The 26,972-nt window shown below is 71.3% G+C and carries 28 protein-coding genes; 10 read left to right on the top strand and 18 right to left on the bottom strand.

Translation table 11 applies throughout. The features are described from left to right. Window positions 1-2: 2 nt before the first annotated feature. The 10 genes from AN215_RS02900 to AN215_RS02855 form a co-directional block, all read right to left on the bottom strand. Entirely contained in the window at window positions 3-362 is a 360-nt protein-coding gene (locus tag AN215_RS02900; RefSeq protein ID WP_070012341.1) for a hypothetical protein, read from the bottom strand. Window positions 363-571: 209 nt separating this feature from the next. Next, on the bottom strand, window positions 572-781 hold the full coding sequence (locus AN215_RS02895) for a S1 RNA-binding domain-containing protein (protein ID WP_070012342.1): 210 nt from the start codon (window positions 779-781) through the stop codon (window positions 572-574). 301 nt (window positions 782-1,082) lie between these two features. Continuing rightward, window positions 1,083-2,309 (bottom strand): acyl-CoA dehydrogenase family protein, encoded by a 1,227-nt coding sequence (locus AN215_RS02890; protein WP_070031095.1) that lies wholly within the window; start codon window positions 2,307-2,309, stop codon window positions 1,083-1,085. Window positions 2,310-2,314: 5 nt separating this feature from the next. Beyond that, entirely contained in the window at window positions 2,315-3,337 is a 1,023-nt protein-coding gene (locus AN215_RS02885) for a phosphotransferase family protein (protein ID WP_070012344.1), read from the bottom strand. A gap of 222 nt (window positions 3,338-3,559) precedes the next feature. Further along, window positions 3,560-4,513: an MBL fold metallo-hydrolase gene (locus AN215_RS02880; RefSeq protein WP_070012345.1), complete on the bottom strand. Its 954-nt coding sequence runs from the start codon at window positions 4,511-4,513 to the stop codon at window positions 3,560-3,562. 156 nt (window positions 4,514-4,669) lie between these two features. Continuing rightward, the gene (locus AN215_RS02875) at window positions 4,670-5,143 is read right to left on the bottom strand and encodes a gluconokinase (RefSeq protein WP_070012539.1); all 474 of its coding nucleotides are present in this window, start codon (window positions 5,141-5,143) and stop codon (window positions 4,670-4,672) included. A gap of 62 nt (window positions 5,144-5,205) precedes the next feature. Beyond that, window positions 5,206-5,547 (bottom strand): DUF202 domain-containing protein, encoded by a 342-nt coding sequence (locus tag AN215_RS02870; protein WP_070012346.1) that lies wholly within the window; start codon window positions 5,545-5,547, stop codon window positions 5,206-5,208. Next, window positions 5,544-5,939, bottom strand: a complete 396-nt coding sequence (locus AN215_RS02865; protein WP_070012347.1) for a YidH family protein — start codon at window positions 5,937-5,939, stop codon at window positions 5,544-5,546. Before AN215_RS02865 ends, AN215_RS02870 begins: the two co-directional genes overlap by 4 nt. 105 nt (window positions 5,940-6,044) lie before the next feature. Further along, the gene (locus AN215_RS02860; RefSeq protein WP_070012348.1) at window positions 6,045-6,575 is read right to left on the bottom strand and encodes an NUDIX domain-containing protein; all 531 of its coding nucleotides are present in this window, start codon (window positions 6,573-6,575) and stop codon (window positions 6,045-6,047) included. Between the two features lie 167 nt (window positions 6,576-6,742). Then, window positions 6,743-8,146, bottom strand: a complete 1,404-nt coding sequence (locus tag AN215_RS02855; RefSeq protein ID WP_139140682.1) for a right-handed parallel beta-helix repeat-containing protein — start codon at window positions 8,144-8,146, stop codon at window positions 6,743-6,745. 345 nt (window positions 8,147-8,491) lie between these two features. Here AN215_RS02855 and AN215_RS02850 point away from each other — a divergent pair, with 345 nt between their 5' ends. After that, a complete protein-coding gene (locus AN215_RS02850) occupies window positions 8,492-10,147 on the top strand; it encodes an FAD-binding dehydrogenase (protein ID WP_070012350.1) in 1,656 nt (551 codons plus the stop codon). Window positions 10,148-10,218: 71 nt separating this feature from the next. On the opposite strand, the gene AN215_RS02845 is transcribed toward AN215_RS02850, so the two are convergent. Further along, window positions 10,219-11,037: a DUF1932 domain-containing protein gene (locus AN215_RS02845; protein WP_070012351.1), complete on the bottom strand. Its 819-nt coding sequence runs from the start codon at window positions 11,035-11,037 to the stop codon at window positions 10,219-10,221. Window positions 11,038-11,115: 78 nt separating this feature from the next. Between AN215_RS02845 and AN215_RS02840 the strand changes: the two genes are divergently transcribed. The 7 genes from AN215_RS02840 to AN215_RS02810 all read left to right on the top strand — a co-directional run bounded on the left by AN215_RS02840 (window position 11,116) and on the right by AN215_RS02810 (window position 17,169). Continuing rightward, window positions 11,116-11,775 carry a GntR family transcriptional regulator gene (locus AN215_RS02840; protein ID WP_070012352.1) on the top strand — a complete coding sequence of 220 codons (660 nt, stop codon included), beginning with the start codon at window positions 11,116-11,118 and terminating at the stop codon, window positions 11,773-11,775. Between the two features lie 227 nt (window positions 11,776-12,002). Then, entirely contained in the window at window positions 12,003-12,968 is a 966-nt protein-coding gene (locus tag AN215_RS02835; RefSeq protein WP_070012353.1) for a DUF6282 family protein, read from the top strand. Continuing rightward, window positions 12,965-13,681, top strand: coding sequence for a PIG-L deacetylase family protein (locus AN215_RS02830; RefSeq protein ID WP_070012354.1), 717 nt, complete (start codon window positions 12,965-12,967; stop codon window positions 13,679-13,681). The genes AN215_RS02835 and AN215_RS02830 overlap by 4 nt, the downstream gene beginning before the upstream one ends. Next, window positions 13,678-14,346, top strand: a complete 669-nt coding sequence (locus tag AN215_RS02825; protein ID WP_216093854.1) for a 4-carboxy-4-hydroxy-2-oxoadipate aldolase/oxaloacetate decarboxylase — start codon at window positions 13,678-13,680, stop codon at window positions 14,344-14,346. Before AN215_RS02830 ends, AN215_RS02825 begins: the two co-directional genes overlap by 4 nt. Next, window positions 14,343-15,116 carry an ABC transporter ATP-binding protein gene (locus AN215_RS02820; RefSeq protein ID WP_216093855.1) on the top strand — a complete coding sequence of 258 codons (774 nt, stop codon included), beginning with the start codon at window positions 14,343-14,345 and terminating at the stop codon, window positions 15,114-15,116. Before AN215_RS02825 ends, AN215_RS02820 begins: the two co-directional genes overlap by 4 nt. After that, window positions 15,113-16,033 carry an ABC transporter permease gene (locus tag AN215_RS02815; RefSeq protein ID WP_079122621.1) on the top strand — a complete coding sequence of 307 codons (921 nt, stop codon included), beginning with the start codon at window positions 15,113-15,115 and terminating at the stop codon, window positions 16,031-16,033. Before AN215_RS02820 ends, AN215_RS02815 begins: the two co-directional genes overlap by 4 nt. 110 nt (window positions 16,034-16,143) lie before the next feature. Then, a complete protein-coding gene (locus tag AN215_RS02810) occupies window positions 16,144-17,169 on the top strand; it encodes an ABC transporter substrate-binding protein (protein ID WP_070012355.1) in 1,026 nt (341 codons plus the stop codon). Here the strand turns inward: AN215_RS02810 and AN215_RS02805 are convergent. Next, window positions 17,159-18,493 (bottom strand): MFS transporter, encoded by a 1,335-nt coding sequence (locus tag AN215_RS02805; protein ID WP_275520700.1) that lies wholly within the window; start codon window positions 18,491-18,493, stop codon window positions 17,159-17,161. The two genes, AN215_RS02810 and AN215_RS02805, sit on opposite strands and share 11 nt — an antisense overlap. Further along, window positions 18,490-19,116, bottom strand: coding sequence for an ArsR/SmtB family transcription factor (locus tag AN215_RS02800; protein ID WP_070012356.1), 627 nt, complete (start codon window positions 19,114-19,116; stop codon window positions 18,490-18,492). Before AN215_RS02800 ends, AN215_RS02805 begins: the two co-directional genes overlap by 4 nt. Before the next feature lie 110 nt (window positions 19,117-19,226). Here AN215_RS02800 and AN215_RS02795 point away from each other — a divergent pair, with 110 nt between their 5' ends. Beyond that, the gene (locus tag AN215_RS02795) at window positions 19,227-19,850 is read left to right on the top strand and encodes a class I SAM-dependent methyltransferase (RefSeq protein WP_070012357.1); all 624 of its coding nucleotides are present in this window, start codon (window positions 19,227-19,229) and stop codon (window positions 19,848-19,850) included. Window positions 19,851-19,919: 69 nt separating this feature from the next. Here the strand turns inward: AN215_RS02795 and AN215_RS02790 are convergent, their stop codons facing one another. The 3 genes from AN215_RS02790 to AN215_RS02780 form a co-directional block, all read right to left on the bottom strand. Then, window positions 19,920-21,011, bottom strand: coding sequence for a sulfotransferase (locus tag AN215_RS02790; protein ID WP_245694164.1), 1,092 nt, complete (start codon window positions 21,009-21,011; stop codon window positions 19,920-19,922). 267 nt (window positions 21,012-21,278) lie between these two features. Continuing rightward, window positions 21,279-22,040 (bottom strand): IclR family transcriptional regulator, encoded by a 762-nt coding sequence (locus AN215_RS02785; protein WP_245694162.1) that lies wholly within the window; start codon window positions 22,038-22,040, stop codon window positions 21,279-21,281. 35 nt (window positions 22,041-22,075) lie between these two features. Then, window positions 22,076-23,542: an MFS transporter gene (locus AN215_RS02780; protein WP_070012359.1), complete on the bottom strand. Its 1,467-nt coding sequence runs from the start codon at window positions 23,540-23,542 to the stop codon at window positions 22,076-22,078. A 197-nt stretch (window positions 23,543-23,739) separates the two neighbouring features. Between AN215_RS02780 and AN215_RS02775 the strand changes: the two genes are divergently transcribed. Then, window positions 23,740-24,687, top strand: coding sequence for a 2-hydroxyacid dehydrogenase (locus AN215_RS02775; RefSeq protein WP_070012360.1), 948 nt, complete (start codon window positions 23,740-23,742; stop codon window positions 24,685-24,687). 43 nt (window positions 24,688-24,730) lie between these two features. Here AN215_RS02775 and AN215_RS02770 read toward each other — a convergent pair whose 3' ends face one another. Continuing rightward, window positions 24,731-26,077 carry a 6-phospho-beta-glucosidase gene (locus tag AN215_RS02770; protein WP_070012361.1) on the bottom strand — a complete coding sequence of 449 codons (1,347 nt, stop codon included), beginning with the start codon at window positions 26,075-26,077 and terminating at the stop codon, window positions 24,731-24,733. Further along, window positions 26,074-26,850, bottom strand: coding sequence for a DeoR/GlpR family DNA-binding transcription regulator (locus tag AN215_RS02765; RefSeq protein WP_070012362.1), 777 nt, complete (start codon window positions 26,848-26,850; stop codon window positions 26,074-26,076). Before AN215_RS02765 ends, AN215_RS02770 begins: the two co-directional genes overlap by 4 nt. Window positions 26,851-26,972 lie beyond the last annotated feature (122 nt).

Below are 26,972 nucleotides of genomic sequence, written 5' to 3'. Positions count from 1 at the left end.
TGTCATGGAGCCGAGTACGCGTGCAAGTTCGTCCTCGCGCCACGGCTGGACGGGGAGTCCCCGGCGGCCTGCTCGAAGACCAGCGCCACCCATTCACCGTCGTCATGGATGCCCAGCAGCCGGGGCGCGGGCGCCCCGGACGGCAGTCGGCTCGCCACCACGCCCTCACGCCGGTGGGTGGCGCCCTCCGCGGGGGCGGCCGTCACGTCGGCGGCCTTCGCGAACGCCCTCCGGCCGTCGCTCAACTCCAGCCGGGCGGCGACGCCTTCGGAGAATCCGCCCGGCAGGCTCGCGGTGGCGGTCACCTTGCCGCCGAGCACGTTCTCGAGCCCGCCGTCACGGTCCGCGGCAGGCTGGTCCACGGCTTGCGCCTGCTGCCTGTGTGCGCGGGCGGCGGCTCTCGGCCGCTGCGCGATGGGCCGTTGCAGGACACGGGAGTTCCGGTGGGGGAGGAGGGGAGGGACAATGCCAGGCGCCGGTCCGGGGGAGTCCTCTTCCCCCGGACCGGCGCTTCATCAGGCCGCGCCTACGTCACGCAGCGCTCACGCCAGACCGTCGGGCCTGAGCGTCGTCAGGCAGAGGCCAGGCTGAACCGCTGCTTCTCGGGGTCGATCTCCAGGATGCGGACCGAGACGCGCGTGCCTACGGGCCAGGACTCCTGATACGCGAGACCGGTCACGCCTTCGTACTCGACGAAGGAACCGAAGGGCACTTCCTGCGTGACCACGCCTTCGATGACGTCACCGGCCTGGTGACGGGCGAGGAATTCCTGCCAGCTCATGAACTCACCTCCTTCACATCACGAGTGGCTGTACGTGTGCTGTACGCGCTTCTCGTGACGGGGGCGGGCCTCTCGCCCGCGCGGTGATCAAACGCCGGCCGGGTACCCGATCTGTGTGCGGCCCACGGCCGACCCGGCAGTCATGTGAACGACCTTAGCGGATGCGGCACTTGAAAGGAACGCGAGATCTCCCGTCAAGCAGGTGCCGGGGCCGGGGCGCTTCGCCCGGCCCCGGCACCTGCGGGAATCTTGGTCCTCCGCGCCGGTCCGGCCCGCCGGACCGGCGCGGCGCGGACGGGGGTCACCCCTGGCCGGCGGCGTGCCGCTTCAGCTCCCGTCGTGCCAGGGAGCGCTGATGCACCTCGTCCGGGCCGTCGGCCAGTTGGAGCGTACGGGCCGCGGCCCACAGCTCCGCCAGGGGGAAGTCCTGGCTGACACCGCCCGCGCCGTGCAGCTGGACCGCCTTGTCGAGGATGTCCACGACCGCACGCGGAGTGGCGATCTTGATGGCCTGGATCTCGGTGTGAGCGCCCTTGTTGCCGACGGTGTCCATCAGCCACGCCGTCTTGAGCACCAGCAGCCTCAGCTGCTCGATCTGAACGCGCGCGTCGGCGATCCACTCCCGCACCACGCCCTGCTCGGCCAGCGGCCTGCCGAAGGCCGAACGGCCCTGCGCCCGGTGGCACATGAGCTCCACGGCGCGCTCCGCCATGCCGATCAGCCGCATGCAGTGGTGGATTCGGCCCGGCCCGAGGCGTGCCTGCGCGATGGCGAAACCACCGCCCTCCTCGCCGATGAGATTGCTGCGCGGCACCCGCGCGCCGTCGAAGATCATCTCGGCGTGGCCGCCGTGGTAGTGGTCCTCGTAGCCGTAGACCCGCATCGCGCGGCGCACTTCGAGACCCGGGGTGTCCCTCGGCACCAGCACCATCGACTGCTGGCGGCGGCTGTCCGGGTTGTCGGGGTCGGTCTTGCCCATGACGATGAAGATCTTGCAATCGGGGTTCATGGCACCCGAGATGAACCACTTGCGGCCGGAGATGACGTAGTCGTCGCCGTCACGCCTGATGCGGGTCTCGATGTTGGTCGCGTCGGACGAGGCGACGTCCGGCTCGGTCATCGCGAAGCCGGAGCGGATCTCGCCGCTGAGCAGCGGCTCCAGCCACTGCCTGCGCTGCTCGGCGTTCCCGAACTCCGTGAGCACCTCCATGTTCCCGGTGTCCGGGGCGGCGCAGTTGACGGCCGTCGGCGCCAGGCGCGGGCTGCGGCCGAGGATCTCCGCGAGCGGCGCGTACTGGAGGTTCGTCAGCCCCGCCCCGTAGGTGCGGTCGGGCAGGAACAGGTTCCACAGGCCGTACTTGCGTGCCTTCTGCTTCAGCTCCTCCACGACCGGCGGAGTCTCCCACGGCGACTCCAGACCGGCGCGCTGCTCGTCGGCGACGGCCTCCGCCGGATAGACGTGCTCGTCCATGAAGGCCTGGAGCTTCTTGCGCAGCTCTTCCGTTCGGGCGTCGAATGCGAAGTCCACTGACCTCATCCCTTCCGCAGCGTGGTGAGTCCGTTGTCGATGAAGACCGGGACGAGGCCGCCTATCCGGTCGAAGCCGGGCCCGACGGTCTGGCCCAGTGTGTAGCGGTAGTGGATGCCCTCCAGGATCACCGCGAGCTTGAACCAGGCGAACGCCGTGTACCAGTTGATGCGTGACACGTCGCGCCCCGAGCCTTCCGCGTACCGCTCGATCAGCTCCTGTGGCGAGGGGTGCCCGGGAGCCTCGGCCGTCGAACTCACCGGCGCGTCGGGGACGTTGAGCGGTTCGCTGTACATCACCAGCAGGCCCAGGTCGGTCAGCGGATCACCGAGCGTGGACATCTCCCAGTCCAGCACGGCGGCGATCCGGTCGTCCGCACCCGCCAGTACGTTGTCGAGTCTGAAGTCGCCGTGCACGACGGACGGTTCGGGGGAGTCGGGCAGCTGCCCGCCCAGTGAGGCGTGCAGTTCGTCGATTCCGTCCAGTTCCCGGCTGCGGGACGCGTCGAGTTGCTTGCCCCAGCGGCGCAGCTGCCGCTCCAGGAAGCCCTCCGGGCGCCCGAAGTCCCCCAGCCCGACGCTCTCCGGGTCGACGGAGTGCAGTGCCACCAGCGTGTCGGGCAGCGCCAGCGCCAGTGCGCGGGTGCGCTCCGGTCCGATCGCGGCCAGCTCACCGGCCGTACGGTACGGGGTGCCCTCGACCTGCTCCATGACGTAGAAGGGCGCTCCGAGCACGTCCTCGTCCTCGCACAGCAGCACCGTCCCGGGGACCGGCACGTCCGTGCCGCGCAGTGCGCTGATCACGCGGTACTCGCGGCTCATGTCGTGCGCCGTTGCCAGCACATGGCCCAGCGGCGGGCGCCGCACGACCCAGCGGCCGGCACCGTCGGTCACCCGGTAGGTGAGGTTCGACCGGCCGCCCTGGATGACCTCGGCCCGCAGCGGCCCCCGCACCAGGCCCGGGCGTTCCCGGTCCAGATGTGCGGCGAGCCGCTCGGGATCGAGCCCGGGCGGATTCTCCTTGCTCATGCGTGCGCGCTCCTTGGTGTGGATCGGCGGGGCGGCGGCTGGTTCGGCACGATCATGCCGACTAGTCGGTATGGCGTCTAGGGGTGAACGGCGGCCGGCTGCGCGGAAAGCCCCGCATGTGACGAGAACCACCACTGAAGCATTCCGCAGACCGACCGCGAGAACCGTCCGGCAGGGGGCACGGAGGCAGCCGTACGCGTGCTCTCCGGCGCGGGCCGCAACTCAGGCGTGGCACGCGACCGGCCTGCCGCCGTTCATCTGCTCCATGTCGGCCCAGACGGCGAGCATGTCGAGCGGTTCGCCGTGGGGACGTCCTTCCAGTTCGGCGTAGGCGCGGTGGAGATTGGCCACCAGCCGTTCGTTCTCGGCCAGTTCGGCGAACTCGCCGGGCTGCGCCTCCCGTGCCGCCTCCAGCGGAGTGCGGCCCCGCGCGTGTGCCGCACGGGCCAGCTCGCCGACGTACCGCAGATAGCGCTCCACCGTGTCGTACACCTCCGGCCCCGCGAGGGGTCCGTGACCGGGGACGACGGTGCGCGCACCCAGCGACCGCAACCGGTCCAGCGCCTGCAGCGAACCGCTGAGCGAACCCATGGGAACGAACGGGGTGCCGTGATTGAAGACGATGTCGCCGGTGAAGACGACGGACTGCTCCGGCAGCCACACGACGGTGTCGCCCGTTGTGTGCGCGACACCCGGGTGCAGCAGACGTACCTCGATCCCGCCTGTGTGCAGGGTGAGTTCGTCGCGGAAGGTGAGGGACGGAGCGGATATCTCGATGTCGCCGAAGTCCACGCCCGGCCAGATCGCGTGGAGTTGGCGGCCCGCGGCCAGCGTCTCCCGGCGGCATGCCTCGTGGCCGACGACCGTCGCACGGGGCGTGAAGAGCGCGTTGCCGTAGGTGTGGTCGCCGTGGTGGTGCGTGTTGACGACGGTGGACGGTGCGGGTGCGCCGCTCTCCAGGAGCGTCTCGCGCAGGGCCGCGGCCCGGCGGTGGGTGGCGGCCGTGTCCACGAGCAGTGCCGCCCCGCCGTCGCTGACCCAGCCCGCGTTGTTGAGGCACCAGCCCCCGTCGGGCTGCACGTAGGCGTGGACGCCCTCGGCGATCTGCTCGGTGTACGGCTCGCCCGGCTCGTACGGATCCGGGGACGGCGGCTCGCTGCTCCCGCCTGCCTCCATCGCTGACGCAGACGTCATGCGCTGCTCTCTCCCTCGTTCTCTCCGCCCTGTGTCCGGGGGTGCCCCGGTGCCCGGAAGCCCGGCCGCCGCCCGCGCGGGGCCCTGCGGTCCGGTGACGCGGCACCCCGAAGCTTGTCAGGGCATCCGGTGCGGCGGCTACGGCGCGAGGGCAGCCAGAGCCCGTTCGGTGACCTGTTGCGGAGTGCCCCCGATCGCGAGCGCTGTGCCGTGCTCGTCCGGCTCCAGCGGCTCCAGGCTCGCGAACTGCGAGCGCAGCAGCGAACGCGGCATGAAGTGGCCCTCGCGGCCCTGCAGGCGCTGTGCGATCAGCTCCTCGGAGCCGTCCAGATGCAGGAAGAACATCGCCGCACCGCTTGCGCGCAGCCGGTCGCGGTAGCGGCGGCGCAGCGCCGAGCAGCTGACGACGCCGCCGCGCCCGTCGCGCTCCGAGAGCCAGCCCGCGATGGCGTCGAGCCAGGGACGCCGGTCCTCGTCGTCCAGCGGGGTGCCGGCCGACATCTTCCTTATGTTGGCGGGCGGATGGAAGGAGTCGGCCTCCGCGTACGGCACCTGCAGCCGCTCCGCGAGCAGCTCGCCCACCGTGGACTTGCCCGACCCGGAAACCCCCATCACGACGACGAGGGGCGGCGGCCCGCCCTTCGCCGTCTCTTCTGCGTCACCACGCCGGTCGCCTACCAAAGCAACACCACCCCAACCGTCGCCATGGCCAGTGTGCACAGGGCCGCGGCGCGTACGGCCCCGGGCCCCATGCCCGCCGGGCGGTCCGCCCGCATGTCCGTGATGCGGCGGTGCGCCAGGACCAGGAAGAGCAGCCATGCCAGCACACCGGCCGCGGCGGCTCCCGCCTCGGTCGCCGATACGCCGCCGCCCCCGTACACCGCCTCCCGTACGGAGAGAGCGACGGCGACGGCGAACGTGAGCGTCGTGCGGCGCCATGCGAAGCGCGTACGTTCCGGCTGGGCGGCGGGATCGCCCGTGCGTGAGTCCGGTGCGCCGCCGCGTCCTCCGCTCACCTGCCGGCCCCCAGGACGACCGCGCCCAGCACCAGCAGAGCGGCGATCGCGGTCGCCGTCGCCAGCAGCACCGGGAAGCGGGACACGGGCAGATCCTCGCCCCGCCGCATCGCCCGCTCGCAGCGCATCCAGTGATTGACCGCGCGGAACGCGCACAGCGCCCCGCAGGCCAGCACGGCAACCGAGATCGTCGTACGCACGCCCCAGCTCAGGCCTGTCAGGAACTGGTCCACGGCGATGCCGCCCGCGACGAGCGCCAGCGCGGTGCGGATCCACGCGAGGAAGGTGCGCTCGTTGGCGAGCGAGAAGCGGTAGTCGGGGGTGCTTCCCTCAGCCCGCATGCGCTGCGGTGCGAACCACAGCCGGAGCGTCGCCATGAGCCGGTCGATCATGCACCCGAGCCTACGGCCCGGCGGGGTGCCCGTCCCCGGCGGACGGCCTCCGCGGTGCCGGTCCTCGCGGACGTCGTCCCCCGGCCTGCCCGGCTGCGGGCCCGGTCAGCTCCGCCCGTGCCAGGCGCGCAGGCGCCGGTGGCACTCCAGCCCGTCCGGTACGACCGGCCAGTCCGGAAGCCGCAGCCGCCGCTCCAGCTCGTCCTCGGGGAGGAAGTCCCACCAGTCGATCTCTTCGGGCTGCGGCCGCACCGGCTGGTCGCACACCAGCTCGTAGACCCGCAGGAACCAGGTGTGCTGTGGTGATTCGTAGAGGAAGGTCAGGCGTGGCTCGGGCGCGGGCAGTCCCGGCACGCCCAGTTCCTCCTCGGCCTCGCGCAGGGCGCCCTCGTCGTAGGTCTCGCCGGCGCCGACGACGCCGCCGACCACCACGTCGTGCATCGAGGGGAAGACCAGCTTCTGCGGTGTGCGCCGGTGTACGAAGATCCGGCCGAGGGGATCGCGCACCTGCACGGAGGTGCAGCGGTGGCGCAGCCGCCGCGCTGTCGCCTCCCCGCGCGGGGCCCGGCCGACGACGCGGTCGTGCTCGTCGACGATGTCGAGCAACTCCTCCGCCGAGCGGGGCTCTTCGGTCATCGGATCTCTCTTGAATGCTCTCCCGCGCCGGGCGGCGCAGGATTCCTGTGCGGGACGGTGTCCTCTGTGCGGGACGGTGTCCAGGGTCCCAGACATGCGCCGGGAGCCGGCGGGCCCGTTGCGGGTCCGCCGGCCCCGGGATCATGCATGCCGGGCCGGAGGCGTCGTCAGACGCAGATCCCGGGCGGGGAATCCTTGGGACAGACGTTCTGCGTCCAGGTGTTGGCCGTGCCCTGCGTGCCGCCTCCAGTCGTCTCGTCCTCGGCATCGAGAAGCGTGCTGCCCCGGGCGACATTGCGGTTGAACAACAGTGGGGTGACCGGGTCCACGGTCGAGACCACCTGGATTCCCCGGTGGTTCCGGCTGAGTACGTTCGAGAAGAACGTGCCGGAGTCCAGTGCGGAGACCCTCACGCCGGCGCCGGTGTGCTCGGCGGCGGTGCCGAGAGCGATGCGGTTGATGACATTCCTCTCGAGGTTCAGCTCGGTGCTCGGCTCCAGGTTGCCGAAAATCGCCGACACGTTGATGCCCGTGCCCCTGCCGCTCGAGATGACGTTTCCCGAGACGTCCGCCCGGTGGGTGTTCGCGTCGATCCTCATCGAGTTCCCGCTGATGCCGGTGACCGGTTTCTGGATGTGATTTGAGCTGACCACCGGGTCGTTGGAGTTGAGCAGGATGAGGAATCCCCTGCTGTCGACGCTCCTGTTGCCCGTGATGGTCAGGTCTTCCGAGGGGTCGCTGCCGTCCAGGACTCCTTGTGTATTGATGTCCTGGCCCTCGTGTTCACCGAATAGGTTCTCGGTGATCGTCGTGTTGTCGGTGCCGACGTTCGCCGGAGCCGAGCCCCCGCCGATGAAGATTCCCTGCAGGCCCGAACCCGGCCTGTTGTTGTCCACGATCCGGTTCCGGCTGATCAGCGAAGCAATCGCATCCGGGCCCCTCGACCGGAAGTTGATGCCCATCGTGTTGTCGGTGATGATGTTGTTGACGATGCGGAAGCCGCTGCCGCCGAAGAGTGTGCTGATCCCCTGCACGTCGGATGCCACCTCGGTCGCACCCCGGATGGTGAATCCGTCGATGGTGACGTTGCTGACTCCGGTTTCGACGAAGAAGCCGTCATCGTCCGCCGGGGGCGTGACGATGGATTCCTGGGCGGGATTCGTTCGGCCGCTGCGTGCGTCCACACCAGCCCTGGCTCCCCTGAAATTCAGGGACTTGCTTACGTTCACGCCTTCGTTGTACGTACCGGCGCAGACTTCGATCGTGTCTCCGGGGGCGGCGGCGTCGACAGCGGCCTGAATGGTCGCGTGCTGGGGATTCGGGCATGTCGCGCTCGGTGTTCCCACGACGATCACCGCGAGGGCGGCGGCCGGCGGCGGTGCGGCGAGAGCGGTCACCCAGAGAAGGGCCGCCATGCCGGTAGTCAGAAGTGATTTGACGAGGGGTCTGCGCACGGCCATTTGTTCTCCCTTGAGGAGTTGTTGAGCCTGATCGGGCTGCCGTTGTTTCCCTGTCGCCGGCCACGACGGCCGACTGGAGCGGATGACAAGGGAATTGGAGTTCCTGCGCATTCCGCGATTCAGGGAAGAGGGCGAGCTGAGAAACAGGACCGGAGCCCCTCCAGTAGGCAGTCGGGTGAACAGAGGGAACAAGACTTGGGGCGGCCCACCCCCCGTATGGTGGAGCGCACGGGATCCGGCCCGTACGCAGGCGCAAGAAGGAGAGGCGTCAATGCGCCCTCTGCGCCCGTGCCGGAAGGACGCGGCGCGGCCACCTGGCGACGGGAACTCTCCACCTCGCGACGAGAACTCCCCACCTCGGGGTCGTGTGCGCCACCCCCGGGGGCTACCCTCCGGTCACGAGATCTTCCGGGCGGACGTCCGGGCGGACAACCGGGCGCGGAACAGGTGGGACGCATGGCGTACGACGCCGATGTCATCGTGATCGGAGCGGGGCTCGCCGGCCTCGCGGCGACGGCCGAACTGGCCGACGCAGGACGCAAGGTGCTCCTGCTCGACCAGGAGCCGGAGCAGTCCCTCGGCGGGCAGGCCCACTGGTCCTTCGGCGGCCTCTTCCTCGTCGACTCGCCGGAGCAGCGCCGCATGCGCATCCGCGACAGCCACGAGCTGGCATGGCAGGACTGGCTGGGCACCGCCGGGTTCGACCGCGAGGAGGACCACTGGCCCCGGCGTTGGGCCGAGGCGTACGTCGGTTTCGCAGCGGGGGAGAAGCGGGCGTGGCTGCGGCAGCAGGGCCTGAAGTTCTTTCCCGTCGTCGGCTGGGCCGAGCGGGGCGGCTACGGCGCGACGGGCCACGGCAATTCGGTGCCGCGGTTCCACATCACCTGGGGCACGGGTCCCGGCCTCGTCGAGCCGTTCGAGCGGCGCGTGCGGGCCGGGGTCGAGCGGGGGAACGTGGAGCTGCGCTTCCGGCACCGCGTCACCGGTCTGGGGCGCAGCGCGGGCACCGTGGACACGGTCAGCGGCGAGGTGCTGGAGCCCAGCGACGCGGAGCGCGGCACGGCCAGCGGCAGGGAGGTCGCCGGCACGTTCGATCTGCGCGCCCAGGCCGTCGTCGTCACGGCCGGCGGCATCGGCGGCAACCACGATCTCGTACGCGCCAACTGGCCGCAGCGACTGGGCACTCCGCCCGCGCGGATGCTCTCCGGCGTGCCCGCGCACGTCGACGGGCTGATGCTCGGCATCACCGAACAGGCGGGCGGACGCATCATCAACCGCGACCGCATGTGGCACTACACCGAGGGCATCGAGAACTGGAGCCCCATCTGGAACCTGCACGGCATCCGCATCCTGCCGGGCCCCTCGTCGCTCTGGCTGGACGCCACCGGCAAGCGGCTTCCCGTGCCGCTGTACCCGGGCTTCGACACGCTGGGCACCCTCGACCACATCATGCATTCGGGGCACGACTACACCTGGTTCGTGCTCAGCCAGAAGATCATCGAGAAGGAGTTCACGCTCTCCGGCTCCGAGCAGAATCCGGATCTGACGGGACGGGACCTGCGGCTGCTCATGGCGAGGGTGGGCTCCGGCGCGCCGGGTCCCGTACAGGCCTTCATGGATCACGGCGCGGACTTCGTCATCGAACGCGAACTCGGGGCTCTCGTACGGCGGATGAACGAACTCACCGGCGACAAGCTCATCGACGAGACCGGGCTGCGGCGCGAGATCGAGGCCCGCGACCGGGAGATCCGCAACCCCTTCACCAAGGACTCCCAGGTCACGGCGATCAACGGCGCCCGGAAGTACCTGGGCGACAAGCTGATCCGCGTCGCGTCGCCGCACCGGCTGCTCGATCCGAAGGCCGGGCCGCTGATCGCGGTGCGGCTCAACATCCTCACCCGCAAGACGCTCGGCGGCCTGGAGACCGATCTGGACGCGCGCGTGCTGAGCGAGGACGGGAAGCCGCTGCCCGGGGTGTACGCGGCGGGGGAGGCCGCGGGCTTCGGAGGCGGCGGCGTTCACGGATACCGGTCGCTGGAGGGGACGTTCCTCGGGGGATGCCTGTTCTCCGGCCGTACGGCGGGGAGGGCGGCGGCGAAAGCGGTGGGCTAGCACTTGCCCGCCTGGCCCGCCTGGCCCGCCTGCCTGCTGCCGGGAGCTGAGTGAGAGCCGCTGCCCGTCCGCTACCGGTCCGCGGACAGCCGCGCCAGCAGATCGCGGCTCGCGCTCGCGACGGCCGGCTCGACGCCCAGTTCGGTGAGCATCTCCGCCGCTGCCGCCATCTCCGACGTGCGGCGGACCGCGTGCCGGCGGGTGCCGTCGACGAGGCGGTCGAGGGTCCCGGCGTCGGCGCCGGCGAGTTCGGCCGCGATGTTCTCCCGTACCCACTCCTCGCAGCCGGAGGCCCGGCCCGCTTCGAGCGCTTCGACGACGGCTGCGGCCATGCCCTTGAAGAACACGCTGCGCAGCAGCTTCCGCCGGGCGGCGGTGCCCGCCTCCCCGTCGACGAGGCCGACCGACGCCCCGAGCGGAGCGAGGAGCCCGGCGGCCCGGGGGGCACCGGGTCCGCAGGCCAGCATCGGCACGCGCAGGCCGCGGCCGGGGACGGGGGCCATGACGGCGACGTCCGCGAACGCCGCTCCGTGTCCGGCCGCCGTGGCGGCCAGGGCCCGCTTCGCGCCGGGGGAGGCGGTGTTGAGGTCCGCCCAGACGGCCTCGTCCTGGAGGGAGCCGACCGCGGCGTGCAGTGCGGCGGCTGCGGAGGAGGCGCTGTTGACGCTGAGTACGAGGTGCGCGCCGGTCACGGCTTCGGCCTCGCTGTCCGTCCGGGTCACTCCTTCCGGCACGGGCACCACAGCGGGGTCGTAGCCTCGTACGGCCGCGCCGGCGCGTGCGAGGTCGCCCGCGATCGCGCCGCCGGCCTCGCCGAGGCCGAGGACGGCCACGGTGGTGGTGACGGGGGTGGTGACTGTGCGGAAATCGCTGCCCGGTGAGGAGTCCACCCCCGCTACACTAAGCTCGCACAATATTGTTGACAATATCGGTGTGCATCTGTGGAGCGAAGAGGAACCGGAGCGACCGTGGCAGAGGACCGGGCCGGAACGCCCTTGGTGGAAGCCATTCGTGAGGCAATCGTCCGCGGCGAGTTCGTGCCCAATCAGCGGCTCGTCGAGAGCGATCTGTCCACGCAGTTCGACGCCAGCCGCGCCAGCGTACGGGCGGCGCTGCTGGAGCTGACCAACGAGGGGCTCGTCGAGCGCATACAGAACCGCGGTGCCCGCGTGCGCGCCGTCTCCCTGAGCGAGGCGGTCGAGATCTCCGAGGTCCGCATGGTGCTGGAGGGGCTCTGTGCGGCGAAGGCAGCGGTGGCGGTCACCGGTGAGGAGATCCGCGAACTGCAGTCGATCGGCGCCTCCATGTGCGAGGCCGTTGCCGAGGGCGACCTGCTCGGCTACTCCTCCCTCAACCAGGAACTGCACCGGCGCGTACGGGAGATCGGCGGTCAGGCCACCGCTTCGCGGCTGCTGGAGCGGCTGCGGGGGCAGAACGTCCGGCACCAGTTCCGGCTTGCCATGCACCCCGGCCGGCCGTCGGTGTCGCTGCCGGAGCACCTCGCGATCATCGAGGCGATCTGCACCCATGATCCGGAGGCCGCGGATGCGGCGGCGCGCGGCCATCTGCGCAGCGTCATCAAGGCGCTCAAGGAGGTCGACAGGTCGGGGGCGCCGCCCGCCCGTTGAGGGAGCCGCCTCGCCGCGGCCCGCTGTCTCCATCGCCGGGCCGCCGGGCAGGTGGACGGCTCTCCGTGTTCCGTCCCGGCGTCCCGTCGCCCCGGACCCTCTGCCGTCCCTGCCGCCTTGGCCCCGGTCACTCCGGCCGGGGCCTTTCCATGTCCGCAGCACCCTTGACCTCTGTAGCCAAGATTGTTAACAATCTGAGCGGAGATTATGGCTGCAAAGGGAGAGACATGACGGAGCACCCCCAGCCGTCCGACCGCGCCCGTGAACTCGTGCGCGGGGCGTACGACGTGCACATCCACGTGGCGCCGGACGTGATGCGCCGCCGCATCGACGATGTGACGCTCGCGGAGCGCTTCGCCGCGGTCGGCATGGCGGGCTTCGTGCTGAAGTCGCACTACGCGCCCACCGCCGAACGGGCCGCCGTCGTACGACGCGCCGAGCCGGGAGCCACCGCCCTGGGCGCCATCACGCTCAACGCCTCCGTCGGCGGTCTCAACCCCGTCGCCGTCGAGATCGCCGGCCGGGGCGGCGCGACGTTCGTGTGGCTGCCCACCGTCGACAGCGCCAACCAGCGCCACTGCCAGGCCGGCGAACCCGAAGGCGCCACGCCTCCCATGTGGGCCAAGCTCCAGGAGGACCTGCGTGCCGACGGCATGGCCGCCGACCCCGTGGAGGTCCTCACGGCCGACGGCGAGGTCGTCCCCGCCGCACGTCAGGTCTTCCGGCTGGTAGCCCGCCACGACATGGTGCTGGCCACCGGACATCTGCACGCCGACGAGATCGCCGTCGTCGTGGAGGCCGCCGCACAGGAGGGCGTCGAGCGGATTGTCGTCACGCACCCCGAGTTCACCTCGCAGCGGGTCGCGGTCGACCGTCAGCGCGAACTCGCCGCCCGTGGCGCCCTGTTGGAACGCTGCTTCACCACGCCGTACACCGGCAAGGTCGACTGGGAGACCTGGTTCCGTGCCATCCGTGAGGCCGGTCCGGAGCACTCTGTGATCTCCAGCGACCTCGGCCAGCCCTTCAACCCGCCCGTCGAGGACGGACTCGCGATCTGTGCCGACCGCCTGCTCGGCGAGGGCTTCGCGGAGGCCGACGTACGCACCATGACCGTGCACAACAGCCGGTGGCTCGTCGGTGCCGCCCCCCTCGCCGACGCGCCCGCCCGGCACCGGAAGGAGAGCCTGGTATGAGCGAGCGCCGCCTGCTGGTCGTCGGCGCGCACAGCGCCGACTTCGTCTGGCGTTCCGCCGGTACGGTCGCCGCCCACACCGCCCGGGGAGGCGAAGCCCTCGTCGTGGCCCTCTCCTACGGCGAGCGCGGCGAGTCCGGAGTGCTGTGGAAGCAGGAGGGCCAGACCGAGGAGAACGTGAAGCGGATACGCCACGAGGAGGCGACGAAGGCCGCCGCCGAGGTCGGCGCCGAGTTCCGCGCCTTCGACCTCGGTGACTACCCCCTGAACGTCTCACCGGAGTCGGTCGGCGAACTCGCCGACCTGATGCGCGACTTCGCCCCCGACGTGGTGCTCACCCACCCCGAGAAGGACCCCTTCAACCCGGATCACCCCGTCGCCCACGAGGCCGTGGCCCGTGCCCGTCTGCTCACCTCCGGCGCCGGGGTCGCCAGCGGCTTCCGTACGGCGCCGCCGCCGGAGTTCCTGGCCTTCGAACCGCACCAGCCGGAGCTGTGCGGTTTCACGCCGACCGTCTATGTGGACATAACGCCCGTATTCAAACGTAAGGTCGACGCCATGAGCTGCATGGCTGCTCAGCAGTATCTGCAGGAGTACTACGCACAACGCGCCGACCAGCGCGGCAACCACGCCCGCAAGGTCACCGGCGACGAGAGGATCCGGCAGGCGGAGGCCTTCCACCGGCTGCTGCCCAACGTGGTGGGAGCCCTGTGAGCGCGGCGGTGACGGTCGCCGCCGTCGACGAACTCGCCGCCGCCGGAGTCGCGACCGTCTACGAGGCATACGGCCGCCGCGGTCTGCTCGACGCCGAGTGGGTGCCCCTGCAGCCGGGGCGCCGCACGGCCGGTCCGGCCCGTATCGCCCGCTGCGGTCAGGGCGACAACCGTGCGGTGCACGAGGTGATGACGCATCTGCGCCCCGGCGAGGTCCTCGTCCTGACCATGCCGCAGCCGGAACCCGTCGCGCTCTTCGGCGATCTGCTCGCCACCCAGGCCGCGGCATGCGGCGCGGCGGCCGTGCTGGTCGACGCGGCGGTGCGCGACAGCGCCGACCTGGCGCGGCTGGAGTACGGCGTCTGGACGCGCTGGCGCCGGGCCCGCGGGGCGACGAAGGAGATACGCGGCAGCGTCGACGTCCCGGTGACGATCGGCGGCACCGGTGTCGCTCCCGGCGACGTGCTCGTCCTCGACGACGACGGAGTCACCGCCGTGGCCGCCGCGGACGCGGAGGCGACCGCCGGGGCCGTGCGGCAGCGCATCGCCAAGGAGGACGGCCTGCGGGAGCGGTGGGCCGCCGGCGAGTTCAGCTACGACGCGTACGGCATGCGCGAGGCGGACGACACGGCGGGCGGCAACTCGCGGGCGGGTGCTGTGACATGAGCGTGATGACGGCCGTACTCAGCGCGGAGAAGCTCACCAAGCAGTTCACCAAGGACGACAGCGCCATCGTCGCGCTGCGGGACTTCGACCTCACCGTCGAGGAGGGCAGCTTCGTGACCGTCCTCGGACGCAGCGGCTGCGGCAAGTCCACGATGCTCAACCTCCTCGCCGGGCTCACCGAACCCTCCGCGGGCGTCGTCTCGTACCGCGGTGAGAAGCTGACCGGCCCGGACATCGACATCGGTTACCTCACCCAGTCCGACACGCTCATGCCGTGGCGCGACGTGCAGCGCAACGTCGAGATGCCACTGGAGATCCGCGGAGTGAAGGCCGAGGAGCGCCGGAGGACGGCCGCCGGGCTGCTCCAGCGCGTCGGCCTCGCCGGATTCGGCAAGCACTACCCGCGCGAACTCTCGGGCGGGATGCGGCGCCGGGCTTCGCTGGCCCGGATGCTCGCCGGCACCCCCCGGACGCTCCTCATGGACGAGCCGTTCGGCGCGCTCGACGCGCAGCTGCGCACCGAGCTCCAGGAGGAGCTGCTGCGGCTGTGGCAGGGCAGCGGACAGACCGTCGTGTTCGTCACCCACGACATCGAGGAGGCGCTGCTGCTGGGCGACCGGATCGTCGTGCTCGGCGGTCTCGGCCGCATCGTCGCAGACGAGGAGATCACCCTGCCCCGGCCGCGCTCCGTCGACGCGCTCCGCGTGGACCGGGAGTTCGTACGGCTGCACACGGCGATGGCCGCCGCGCTGAAGGAGGGCTCGTCATGACCGGGCAGACCGTGAGGCCGGCGCAGGGCCCGGACGGCGGTGCGACGAACGCCCCGCCGGACAGGCCGGACGCGGAGCACCGGGAGCAGGCGGAGACCGCGGCGAGCGGCCCCGTACGCATCCCCGTACAGCGGACCTGGTGGCAGCGGCATGGGAGCACCACGACCGTGTGGAGCCTGCGGCTCCTCCTCGTCGTCGTGCTGCTCGCCGGCTGGGAGGCCACCGCGGGCAGCCTGTTCGACATCACCTTCACCAGCAAGCCGAGCGCCATCGCCGAACGCCTCGGTGAGTGGTCGGCCGACGGCACCCTCTGGACGCACAGCTGGGTGACCATCCAGGAGATCGTCTACGGATTCCTGCTCGGCGCGCTGGCCGGTGCGCTCGCCGGGTTCGTACTGGCGTCGCTCCGCACCGCCTACCGCGTCGTCGACCCGTTCATGATGGCGCTGTACTCGATCCCGAAGGTCGCGCTGGCACCGCTGTTCATCGTCTGGTTCGGCATCGGGATGCACATGAAGGTGCTGCTCGCGGCCGCGACGGTCTTCTTCCTCGTCTTCCTCAACACGGCCGCGGGCGTACGGGAGGTGGACCGCGGGCTCGTCGACGCGGTGCGGCTCATGGGCGGCACGCGCCGCGACATCGCGCTGAAGGTCGTGCTCCCGGCGTCGATGACGGGTGTGCTCACCGGACTCAAGGTCGCCATCCCTTACGCCCTGATCGGAGCCGTCATCGGTGAGCTGGTGGCGTCCAACCAGGGCCTCGGATATCTGATCAACGACGCGGCGGCGCAGTTCGACACCGCGGGCGTCTTCGCGACCCTCGTCGTACTGAGCGTCGTCGCGGGCCTGTTGAACGTGTTCGTCGGCCTCATCGGCCGTCGCGTCAACCGGTGGAAACCGGTCGAGTCCCAGGGCTGACCCACACCGAGCCGGTCCGTCCAGAGTCCTCCACGAGTCCCAAGCCTGCCCCCATTCCGAACCCCTCCTCTCCGACTGGAGCTGGAACCCATGCGACTGGAGCCGGAACCATGGCAATGCACATCGAGCGCAGGGCGCTGCTGAAGTCGTTCGCAGCCGCCCCCGTACTTCTCTCCCCGCTCGCCGCAGGATGCGCGAAGCACGGGGCGTCCTCCACGAAGGCCGGCACCCTCAACATCGGCCAGATCAGCAACTCGGTCGCGTTCTTCCCGCTGTTCGTGGCCGAGGAGAAGGGGTACTTCAAGGACGAGGGGATCAAGCTCGGCGACCGCCCGCGACTCGGCACCGGCGCGAAAGTCGCCGCGGCGCTGAAGTCCGGCTCCATCGACCTCGGGGCGGGGGTGCTGACGGACGCCTTCAACCTGGCCGAGTCGGAATCCGGCACGACCCGTGTCGTGAGCAGCCTGGTCACCGAGTACTACGTGGACATCGTGGTGGGGAAGGACTTCGGCGGGCCCGCCGCGAAGGCGAGTTTGGAGGCACGCACGAAGGCGCTGGTGGGTAGGAAGATCGGCATCACCGGCCCCGGCAGCGGCACGGAGGCTCTGGTCGACCACCTCTTCGAGGGCATCGGGAAGAAGGCGAAGACCGACGCGACCCTCGTCAACCTCGGCAGCGCCGCCACGTCGGCCATCGGGGCGCTCAAGTCGGGCCGCGTGGACGCGCTTTCCTTCTTCCAGCCGATCGGCCAGCAGGCCGAGGCCGACGGCTCGGGCCGCATTCTCATATCCCCGGCGCGAGGCGATGTGACCGACATGACGGGTGCCCTGCACGGGGTCGTCTTCTCCACGCAGAAGCTGCTGCAGAAGAAAGCCAAGGAGGTCAAGGGCTTCCAGAGCGCGATCAAGCGCGCCCAGCAGGACGTCCAGGGCGATCCGCAGAAGGTACGGGAGCTGCTGGAGAAGTACCTCAAGGACACCGACCCCAAGGCCCTGGACGCGCTGGTGCCGATCCTGCGCAGGGAGATGCCGCAGACCCCGGCGGTCGAGCGCGAGCCGTACGAGACGGCCCGCCGCTTCCACCTGGAGAGCGGACTGGTGGAGAAGGCACCGGAGTTCGGCGACATCAAGGCGTAAGCGCTCCCGGCCCCTGACCTTCCTCCCCCGTCCCCCGGGTCGCTGTCTGCGGCCCGGCGGTCCGTCCGGTTTCTCCTGCGCCGTCACGCCCTTCCGTGCGGCGCAGGTCCATCTGCCGCCACTCCGGTCGGAGTCCGGCCAGGTTCGTGGTGAGGAAGAACGCGGCTCCGCTCGTCAGCAAGGCGGGCAGGAGCCCGAAGGCCGCCACCGCCGCGCCGCCCAGCAGCCCGCCGAGAGGTATGCCGACCCAACCGAGCGAGTCGCCCAGCGCGTTGACGCGGCCCAGGAGATGGCGCGGTATGCGCTCGAAGCAGACCGCGGCCAGGATGGGGTTGAGGAAGCCCGAGCCGAAGCCGCTGAGGGCGAACACCCCCACCACCGCCCACATCGGTGCGTCCACGGCGAGGATCAGATACCGGGGGGCGCCGGCGAGCAGGAAGCCGGCGAAGAACACCATCCGGCGCCGCATCCGGTGTGCCACCACAGCGGCGATCAGACTGGCGCAGACCGCCGTGATGCCTGCCACCGCGCTGTTCAGCCCGACCGCGGCGGCGCCGTGACCGGATTCCTTCGCCCACACGGGCAGAAACACCGAGTGGAACGCCGCGTTGAGCCCGTTGGTGATGCCGACCATCACGATGACGGTGAGCAGCAGCGGATCGCCGCGCAGGAATCGCCAGCCCTCGCCGAAGCGCTGCCAGTAGCCCGGTCCGCCGTCGGCTGCGACGGCGGCGCGTCCCATGTCCTGAGGCAGTGCCAGTACGGTGACGACCGACCCCAGCGCGAAGCACCCAGCGATCACGAACAGGCACGTCAGCGGGCTGGCCAGCGCCGAAAGAGATCCGCCGAGCGCCGGGCCGACGGTGAAGGCAAGCCGTTCCGTCATACCGCTGAGTCCGGTGGCGCGCTCCAACGGCATGCGGCCGCGCTCGGCGGCTTCGGGAACCATGACCTCCTTGGCCAGGTCGCCGGGTCCGCGCGCCGCGCCGATCACGGCGACGAGGACCAGCAAGAGCCAGAAGGGGAGCAGGTTCACCGCGTGCAGCAGCGGCATGGCCGCGGCGGCGACGGCGCTGACGGCGTCGGCCGACCACGAGATGACGCGCGGGCCGCTCCGGTCAACCAGCGGTCCCGTGAACGCCTTGGCCGCGACGTACGGCGCCATCTCGCAGAAGGCCACCAGGCCGGTCCGTGTCGCACTGCCGGTCGTGACGAGCACGAACCAGGGAAGTGCCACGGCCGAGGTGCGGGTGCCGGTCAGCGACACGCACATCGCTGCGAGCACCGCTGCCAGCGGCCGCGACTCCCTTAAGCCGGACGTCACTCCGGCCTCCCGGGGGCGTCCGGTTCCGGGAGGACGTGCGTGATGATCGTGACGCGTTCCGCGTCCTGCGGAGCATCCACTCCCGGTGCGTCACGCCGGTAGCGGCCGACGAGCGCGACCAACTCCTCGTACAGGGAACGGCTTTCCTCCGGAGTGAGCCGGAGGGCCCAGTCGCTCATGTCGGCGACGTCCCGCCACGTGCGGGGCAGCGTCTGGAACTCGTTCACGGCCCGCTGTGTCCGCAGGGTGTAGGCGGCGGCCACCGAATGCAGATAGGCCAGCGTCGCCTCGGGTTCGCGCTCGGCGAGCTCCATGTCGTGGAATCGCGTCGAGCGGTGGACCGAACGCCACCAGCGTTCCCGGGCGTTGCCGCGCTGGGTGTCCTCCTCGACGAAGCCGGCCGCGGCGAGCTGGCGCAAGTGGTAGCTGGCCGTACCGGAGTTGACCCCCAGCTGGTCGGCGAGGCGGGTGGCGGTCGACGGGCCGTGCTTGCGCAGCAGTCCGACGAGCTGGACGCGCACCGGGTGCGCCAGGGCGCGCAGCCCCTTGGCGTCCAGGACGACGATGTCGTTCCCGCGCTCGCTTCCGGGCTCGCTCGCGGGAGGGTTCTGGGGCTCGGTCATGCTGGGCACCCTAGACTGCCAACACTTCTTTGCGAAGAGTTCTTTGCGAAGAAGTGTTGGCGATTGCCGTACGGCTGTGGGGAGACGGCCGCGGGTGGCAGGCTCCGGGCATGCCCTTCGACCACAACGACCACTACCACCGGCTGCTGCTGCGCCATGTCCCGCACGGCTGCCGCACGGCACTGGACGTCGGATGCGGCACCGGCCGCTTCGCCCGGCGGCTCGCCGGACTGGGCGTGGAGGTCGACGCGGTGGACCCGTCGGCGGAAGTGATCGACGCCGCGGCGGCGGCCTCACAAACGGAAGGGAACCAGGGCAGGCCCCGGCCGCGCTTCCGCCAGGCCGACGTCACCCGGGCCGAACTGCCCCGGAACCACTACGACTTCATCTCCTGCCTCGCGAGCCTTCACCACATGCCGTTCGACACCGTCGCCGGCCTGCGCGACGCGCTGGCGCCGGGCGGCATTCTCGTCGTCCTGGGCTGCTATCCGGAGACGTCACCGGCGGACCACGCCTGGAGCCTGGCCGCCGTACCCGTGAACGCGGTGGCGCGCGCCGCGGTCGCCGTACGGGAGACGGCGGCCGGCACACGCCACGGGCCACGGGTACGCGCACCCGTGAAGCAGCCCGGGATGCCGCTGCCGCAGATCCGGCGGGAGGCGGCGGTGCTGCTTCCCGGATGCTCGCTGCGCAGACTGCTCTTCTGGCGCTTTCTGCTGGTCTACGGGAAGTGACGCAGCGGGCCGCTCCCCGCCTGGCGGCAGGTGCGCGCCGGACGGCTCCCGGTCGCCAGCTCCTGCTGGTCAGCTCCCGCTCGTACTCGCCTGCACCGCAGCCGAGTTCGTGCCGCCGGTGCCCAGCGCCGCCTCGCCGCGTGCGCAGTTGTCGCGGAGCGCGCTGAGCGCCCGCTCCGGAAGGCGCAGCGACGAGTCGCGGCGGCCGGTGCCGTCGAGGATCTCGTCGCCCTCCTCCAGCCACTCCGCGAACGGCTGGACGCCGATGAAGTCGGCCAGGCGGGCCAGTTCCTGGCGAGGGGCGTCCAGAAGCCGCTCGTACGACAGCGACGTGCGCTGCTCCGCCGGGACCGCGGAGAGGTGGTCCACTCCCTCGCAGATGAGATCCGACCACAGCGTGCCGAAGTCCGGTACCGGCATCTCACGGTCGAGCACGAGCGCCGGATCGTACTGCGGACCCAGCAACGGGGCCAGATCATCGGGGAGTTGCTTGATGTGGTCGTCCGTCAGGTCGGACGCGGACTCGACGCCGGAGCGGCGCAGGATCTCGCGGAGCAGGGAGATCATGCGGTAGCCGTTGTGGCGGCTCATGGACAGGGCGCAGTCGGGTCCGCTCCGGTGGAGATGGACGAAGCGGGCCTCGGGGAAGAGTTCGTACAGCGTGTCGACACGGTGCAGCGAGTAGCCGGAGCGTTCGACCGCGGCCTCGCGTCCGCCGACGCGCGAGGCGAGTGTGCCGAACAGGGCGTGCCACTGCTGCGGGGCGGGGCGTTCGGGCCAGGCGCTGACTTCTGGCTCCAGCGCGTCGAGCAATGCGTCGGGGGCGTCGGTGAGGTGCGGCAGCGTCATCATGCTGATCGCGGGAATGCCCGTGGTCTCCGCCGAGTAGCGCCACTCGGGATGGCGGTTGTAGATGAACTCGGGGAGCGGCGTGCCGCTGCGCACCATCGCGTCGAAGACCGCCATCGGTTCGCGCAGACATCGCCAGAACTCCGCCCCCGTCAGGTGCTGATGGGACAGGGCCGGCGGACCGTCGATACACGAGTACAGCTCGTTGAGGCTGAGCACCTCCGGGTGCAGCCGCAGCACCTGGGACAGCGCCGTCGAGCCGCTGCGTCCTGTGCCGACGACGAAGGTCAGTGTCTTGATGCCTGTCCGCACGGTGAATTCCTCCCCCATGGCCTGTCCGCCTCACAGGCCGTTCGGCGTCTGATCGCCCCAGTCCTACCCCTGCGGGTACTGATCGATCCCGGGTACGCGGCCGCCGGCCGATCGTGTCACCCCAAGGTGTTCCCTCCGGCCAAGGTGTTCCGTCCGGTGGGCGTCACCTTTCGGGACGAACCCTGTGAAGCGATCCAGCGGCACCTCGGCCCGGCGGCACCTCGGCCCGGCGGCCCGGGCTCCTGCCTCCGTGCCCGCACGCCGGCGTCACCCCATCAGGGAGGCGATCTCCTCCGCGCAGGCACGCAACGCCGGTACGTGGCTGTGGAGTTCGTCCCAGGTCGTCAGCACGACCGTGGCGCCGAGCGACACGGCCAGGCGGGGACGCAGCCCCCCGTTCAGATCCGGGACGACGGTGGCGACGGAGCGGACACCCACCTCGTTCTCCTCGTCCACCTCGGCCCATCCCCGCTCCCGCACCCGCGCCAGCCTCCCGCGCAGCGCCTCCGGGTCGGTGACCGTATGAGCGGTGGGGGAGGGCAGATCGGCGGCGAGGAGCGCGGCCAGCTCCTTCTCCGGGAGCACCGAGGCGAGGGCGTGGCCCATGGACGTGGCGTGCCAGGGGTTGCGGGTGCCCTCGGCGCTGCGCAGCTGCAGGTGCTGTGTGCCCTCCGCGCTGAGCACCAGCAGCACCTCGCCGCCGTCGAGGATTCCGGCGATCGCCGGTAGTCCCGTACGGGCGGCGAGGCGCCGCATCGGTGCCGCCGCCGCGGAGTAGCCGGCGGGGGAGCGCTGGAAGCCGCGGGAGAATTCGAGGACCCGCACGCCCAGGGCGTAGCGGCGGGTGTCCTCGTCGTAGGCGACGAACCGCTCGGCGGCCAGCCGTCCCAGCAGCCGGTGTGCGCTGCTGACCGGCAGTCCGGCGGTGCGTGCGGCCGCGCTGACGCCCAGCCCCGACGGATTGTCGGCCAGCACGGTCATCAGCCGCAGGCCCCGGCTGAGCATGTCGTCGCCGGGCGGTGCGGTCACCGTCGGTGCTCCCTCGAAGATCGTGCGCGGCAAGGTCAGTCGCGTCCGCCGTCGTCCGCGGCCGTACGGGAGGCGGCCGGGCGCGGATGCTCACTCACCGTACCCGTAGTGCCCGCGGTGGCCTTCGGCTCCCTGACGCCGAACATGAGCGCCGCGGAGATCAGCGTGCACACGGCCATGAAACCGAAGGCGCCCGCGTCGCCGAGCGGTGTGCCGCGTACCCAGCCCACGAGATAGGTGCCGGCGAACGACCCCAGCGCGCCGAAGGAGTTGACGGCGGCGACGGCCGCGCCCGCGACGCCTGCCGGTGCCAGTTCGGAGACGAAGGCGAAGTACGGACCGTAGGGCGCGTACATGCACAGGCCTGCGACGGTGAGCAGCGTCAGGGCGAGCGGGAAGTTCGCCCCCGCGAAATAGGAGCCCAGGAGCGCCAGGGCGCCCGTACCCAGCCACGGCCACACGGCGCCGCGGCGGCGCCCGGTCCGGTCGGAGAAGCGGGAGTTGAGCATCATCACCACGACGGCGAAGGCGTACGGGATCGACGAGATCAGACCGGTCGCGCCGATGCCCTGGCCGGAGGCCTGCTTCACGATGGAGGGCAGCCAGAAGATGAAGCCGTACATGCCGAACGACCAGAAGAAGTACTGGGCGGCGAGCACGACCACGGGCCGTGAGCGCAGCACCTTCTTGTAGTCCGCGGCACTGGCTCGCGGTGCGTCGGCGGTGGTGGCCTGGGCGCCGGGGTCCGAGCGAGCGTCGGGGGAGGCGGGGGAGCCCGCGCCGACCTCGGTGGACGTCACCGCGGAGCCGGGGGACTCGGCGGCGGCGCGCTGCTCGTCGGCGAGCTCCCCACGCAGCTTGCCGTGCTCCGCTTCGGGCAGCCAGCGGGCGTCGCCGGGACGGTCCTTGATCAGCCGCAGGCACAGCAGGCCCCACACGATGGACGGCACGCCCTCGACGATGAACATCATCCGCCAGTCGGAGATCTCGATGAGCCATCCGGAGAGCACGGACAGCCACATGACGGTGATGGGATTGCCCAGGATCAGCAGGGAGTTGGCGCGGCCACGCTCGCGTTTGGTGAACCAGCGGCTCAGCAGCACGACCAGCGCCGGGAGCACCGCACCCTCGACGACACCGAGCGCGAAGCGCACCGGTATGAGCTGGCCCGGGCTGCTGAGGAACCCTTGCGCGGTCGCCAGCACGCCCCAGGCGATCGTCGAGAAGGCGACCATCAGGCGCACGCTTCGCTGTTCGGCGTAGATGGTGCCCGGGATCTGGAAGAAGAAGTAGCCGAGGAAGAACGAGGCCGCGATGAGGGAGTCGGTCCCGGCCGAGAGGTTCAGCTCCTCGGCCATGCCGCCGGCCGAGGCGATCGCGTAGTTGGACCTGTCGAGGTAGGCGAGCGAGTACGTGACGAACGCGATCGGTATCAGATACCGGGCGCGGGTCGATGACCAGAAACCGCCGCTGCCGGCGCCGGCGGGAGACGCCGCTGTCATTCCCGGACCCCCTTTTTCCGTCGGGTGGAAAGTGTTTCACTGGGCGGGAAGGACGTTACGAGTGTGAGAGGGGCGGGTCAATGGCAGCGGACGGGTCGGAGTGGCTTCACCGCGGCCGACGTCCGGTATGTCCGTCCCTTCGTCGTCCCCAACCGTCCGCCGAATCCGCCGCATCCGACGAGGAGAGTCACACGCCGATGTCCGACACGACCGATACCGCAGTCGGGGTGCTCCTGCCCTGGTCCGGCCTCGACGCACGGCACGGGCCGTGGCCCCCGAACGTCCGCGTACACGTCTGGGACGGACTCACCCCGGAGGACGAACTGCCCGCCGGTGTCCTGGAGTCGACCGCCCTGTGGGTGATGCCGTACGCCGTTCCGGGCGCTGAGCGTCTGCTCCCGCGGCTCCCCGCCGTACGGGCGGTGCAGTCCCTCAGCGCCGGCGTCGAGAAGCTGCTGCCGGTGATGCCCGAGGGCGCACGCCTGTACAACGGCCGCGGCCTGCACGACGCCAGCACCGCCGAACACGCCCTCGGCCTGATGCTCGCCGCGCAGCGCGACCTTCCCGTGTGGGTCGCGGACCAGCAAGCCGGCCGCTGGGCACCGCACTTCACGCGTTCGCTCGCCGACTCCCGCGTCGCCGTCGTGGGCTACGGATCGATCGGACAGGCCCTGGAGAAGCGGCTGCTGGCGTGCGAGGCGGAGGTCGTGCGGGTCGCACGGCGGGCCAGGCCCGAGGAGGACGTGCATGCCGTCACGGCCCTGCCGCAGCTGCTGCCGGACGTGGACATCGCCGTCCTCGTCCTCCCCGAAACCCCCGCCACGGCAGGCCTGTTCGGCAAGGCGCAGCTGGCCGCGCTGCCCGACGGCGCGCTCGTCGTCAACGTCGGACGCGGCCGTACCCTCGACACGGGGGCGCTGCTGGAGGAGGTCCGAGGGGGACGGCTGCGCGCGGCCCTCGACGTCACCGACCCCGAACCGCTGCCGGGGGACCACGCGCTGCGGCGGCAGCCCGGCGTGCTGATCACCCCCCATGTGGCGGGCGGCTCCGCCACGTTCAGGCCGCGCGCGGAGCGGCTCGTCGTGGAGCAGGTCCGCCGTTACGCCGCGGGGGAGCCGCTCCTCAACTCCTTCCCCCGGCCCTGAACCGCGTCGCGGACTCCGAGCACTCCGAGCCCGGCGCGGTCGTTCACACGCCGCCCGCCGCGTCGAGGATGCGCCCGGCGACGCGTACCGAGTCCACCAGGGGATGCAGAGCCAGGGCCCGGAGCGCCGCGGGACGTGAGCCGCCGGCCGCCGCCTCGATCGCCGCGCGTTCCACCGCCTTGAGCTGGAGCATCAGCCCGAGCTGGTCCGGGGCGACGGGGCCGGCCGACAGCGGCCGGGCGCCGCCCGCGTCGACGAGGCACGGCACCTCCACCACAGCCTCGGCGTCCAGGCCCGGCACGGCCGTGCGGTTGGGCACGTTGAGGATCAGGGTGGTGCGCTCGTTGCGGGAGACGGCGCGCATCAGGGCGAGGGCGACACGGTCGTACCCGCCCCCTTCCAGGTCGCAGCTGTCGCGTTCCCATCCGCCCGTGGCCTCACGGCTCTCGGCCATGTAGGTCTCCTCGCGTTCCCGGCGTGTACGTTCCCAGGCCGCGTACGCACCGGCGGGGTCGCGGGGGTGCGGTCCGGCGTAGAAGCGGGACTGCTGCTCGCGCAGGAACTCGCCGCGGGTGGCCTGCGCGTCCCGGATCGCGGCGACGGCCTCCCGGTTGAAGTAGTAGTAGTGCAGATACTCGTTGGGCAGCGCGCCCAGCGCCTGCAGCCAGCCGGCGCCGAAGAGCCTTCCCTCCTCGAAGGACTCCAGCCGGCCCCCGTCCGCGAGGAGTCCGGGCAGCCGGTCCCGTCCGTCCACGACGACGCGGCGCAGCCAGCCGAGATGGTTGAGGCCCACGTAGTCGTAGTCCGCGCGGCCGGGGTCGGCGCCCAGGGCGCGGGCGGCCCGCCGGCACAGGCCGACCGGGGAGTCGCAGATGCCGATCACCCGCTCGCCCAGGCCGCGTTCGCGGAAGACGCGGCTCATCGCCTCGGTGACCATGCCCGCCGGGTTGGTGAAGTTGATGACCCAGGCGTCGGGGGCGACTTCGGCGATGCGTTCGGCGATCCGCACGGCGACGGGAAGCGTCCGCAGCCCGTAGAGCACCCCGCCCGCGCCCACCGTCTCCTGGCCGAGCACGCCCTCGGCGAGCGGAACACGTTCGTCGCGGGTACGGCCCTCCAGACCGCCGACGCGGACGGCGGAGAAGACGAAGTCCGCGCCGCGCAGCGCCTCGTCGAGGCCGGTCGTGGCCCGTACGGCGGGAGCGGGACGGCCCGTGTGCCGTGCCGCCTGGTGGGCGAGGACTGCCGTGACGGCGTCCAGGCGGCCCGAGTCGGTGTCGTGCAGCACGAGTTCGGTGACGCGGCCCGCGTCGTCGCCCTCGTCCTCCAGCAGCGCCCGGTGCACCAGCGGTACCCGGAACCCGCCGCCGCCCAGCACGGTCAGCCTCATCGCCGTCCCTCCAACTCCGCGTCCACAGCTGTCACTTCCACTCCGGCCTCGCGGAAGACGGCGAGGGTGCCGGGGTCGGATGCCTGATTGGTGATCAGTGCGTCGATGTCCTGGGGTCCGCAGATACGGGCCGTCCCCGTACCGGGGAACTTCCGCGCGGTGGCGAGCAGCACGACGTGCCGCGCCGCCGCCAGCATCGCCTGTTTGACGGGCACTTCGACGTCGGTGGTGTCGAGCACACGGCCGTCCGGGAGCACGCCGCTGGTGCCGAGGAAGAGCCGGTCCGCGTAGAGCTGGCCCAGGCCCGACTGCGTCAACGGACCGACCAGCGAACGGTAGTTGCGGCGCACCTGGCCGCCGAGCAGCACGAGCGTGACCTCCGGGTCGTCCTTGAGCTCGTCGTAGACGGCGAGGTTGCTGGTCGCCACCGTGATGCTCCGGCCGCGCAGCCGCCGCGCGAGCTGCAGGGTCGTGGTGCCGATGTCGAGCAGCACCGTCTCGCCGTCCTCGACGGTCGCGGCGGCGGTACGGGCGACCGCGTCCCTGCCTGCACGGCCCTCGGCCTCCTCCGCCGCGAAGGGGCGCTCGACGGGGCCGCGGGCCACGGCGCCACCGTAGACACGCGTCAGCATTCCGGCCCTGTCCAGGTCGGTCAGGTCGCGGCGCGCGGTGGCCTCGCTGACGCCGAGACGCTGTGCGATCCGCCCGACGGGCAGCACGCCCTCCTCGCGGAGCAGCTTCAGCAGCTGCTCGTGCCGGGTCTCGCGCAACATGTCGGCAATGTAGCGCGAGTGAGCGTCTTTGCGCGAGTGTGACCGGGGTCTTGCACTCGCTGCCGCTGACGTGCAAGGTGTCGCTCAAAGCATCGAGGGACCGCGGCAGTCGATGCGGAGCC

Source organism: Streptomyces abyssalis (assembly GCF_001751365.1).
Taxonomy (GTDB): domain Bacteria; phylum Actinomycetota; class Actinomycetes; order Streptomycetales; family Streptomycetaceae; genus Streptomyces; species Streptomyces abyssalis.
This window is presented reverse-complemented; position numbering and strand designations above follow the sequence as displayed.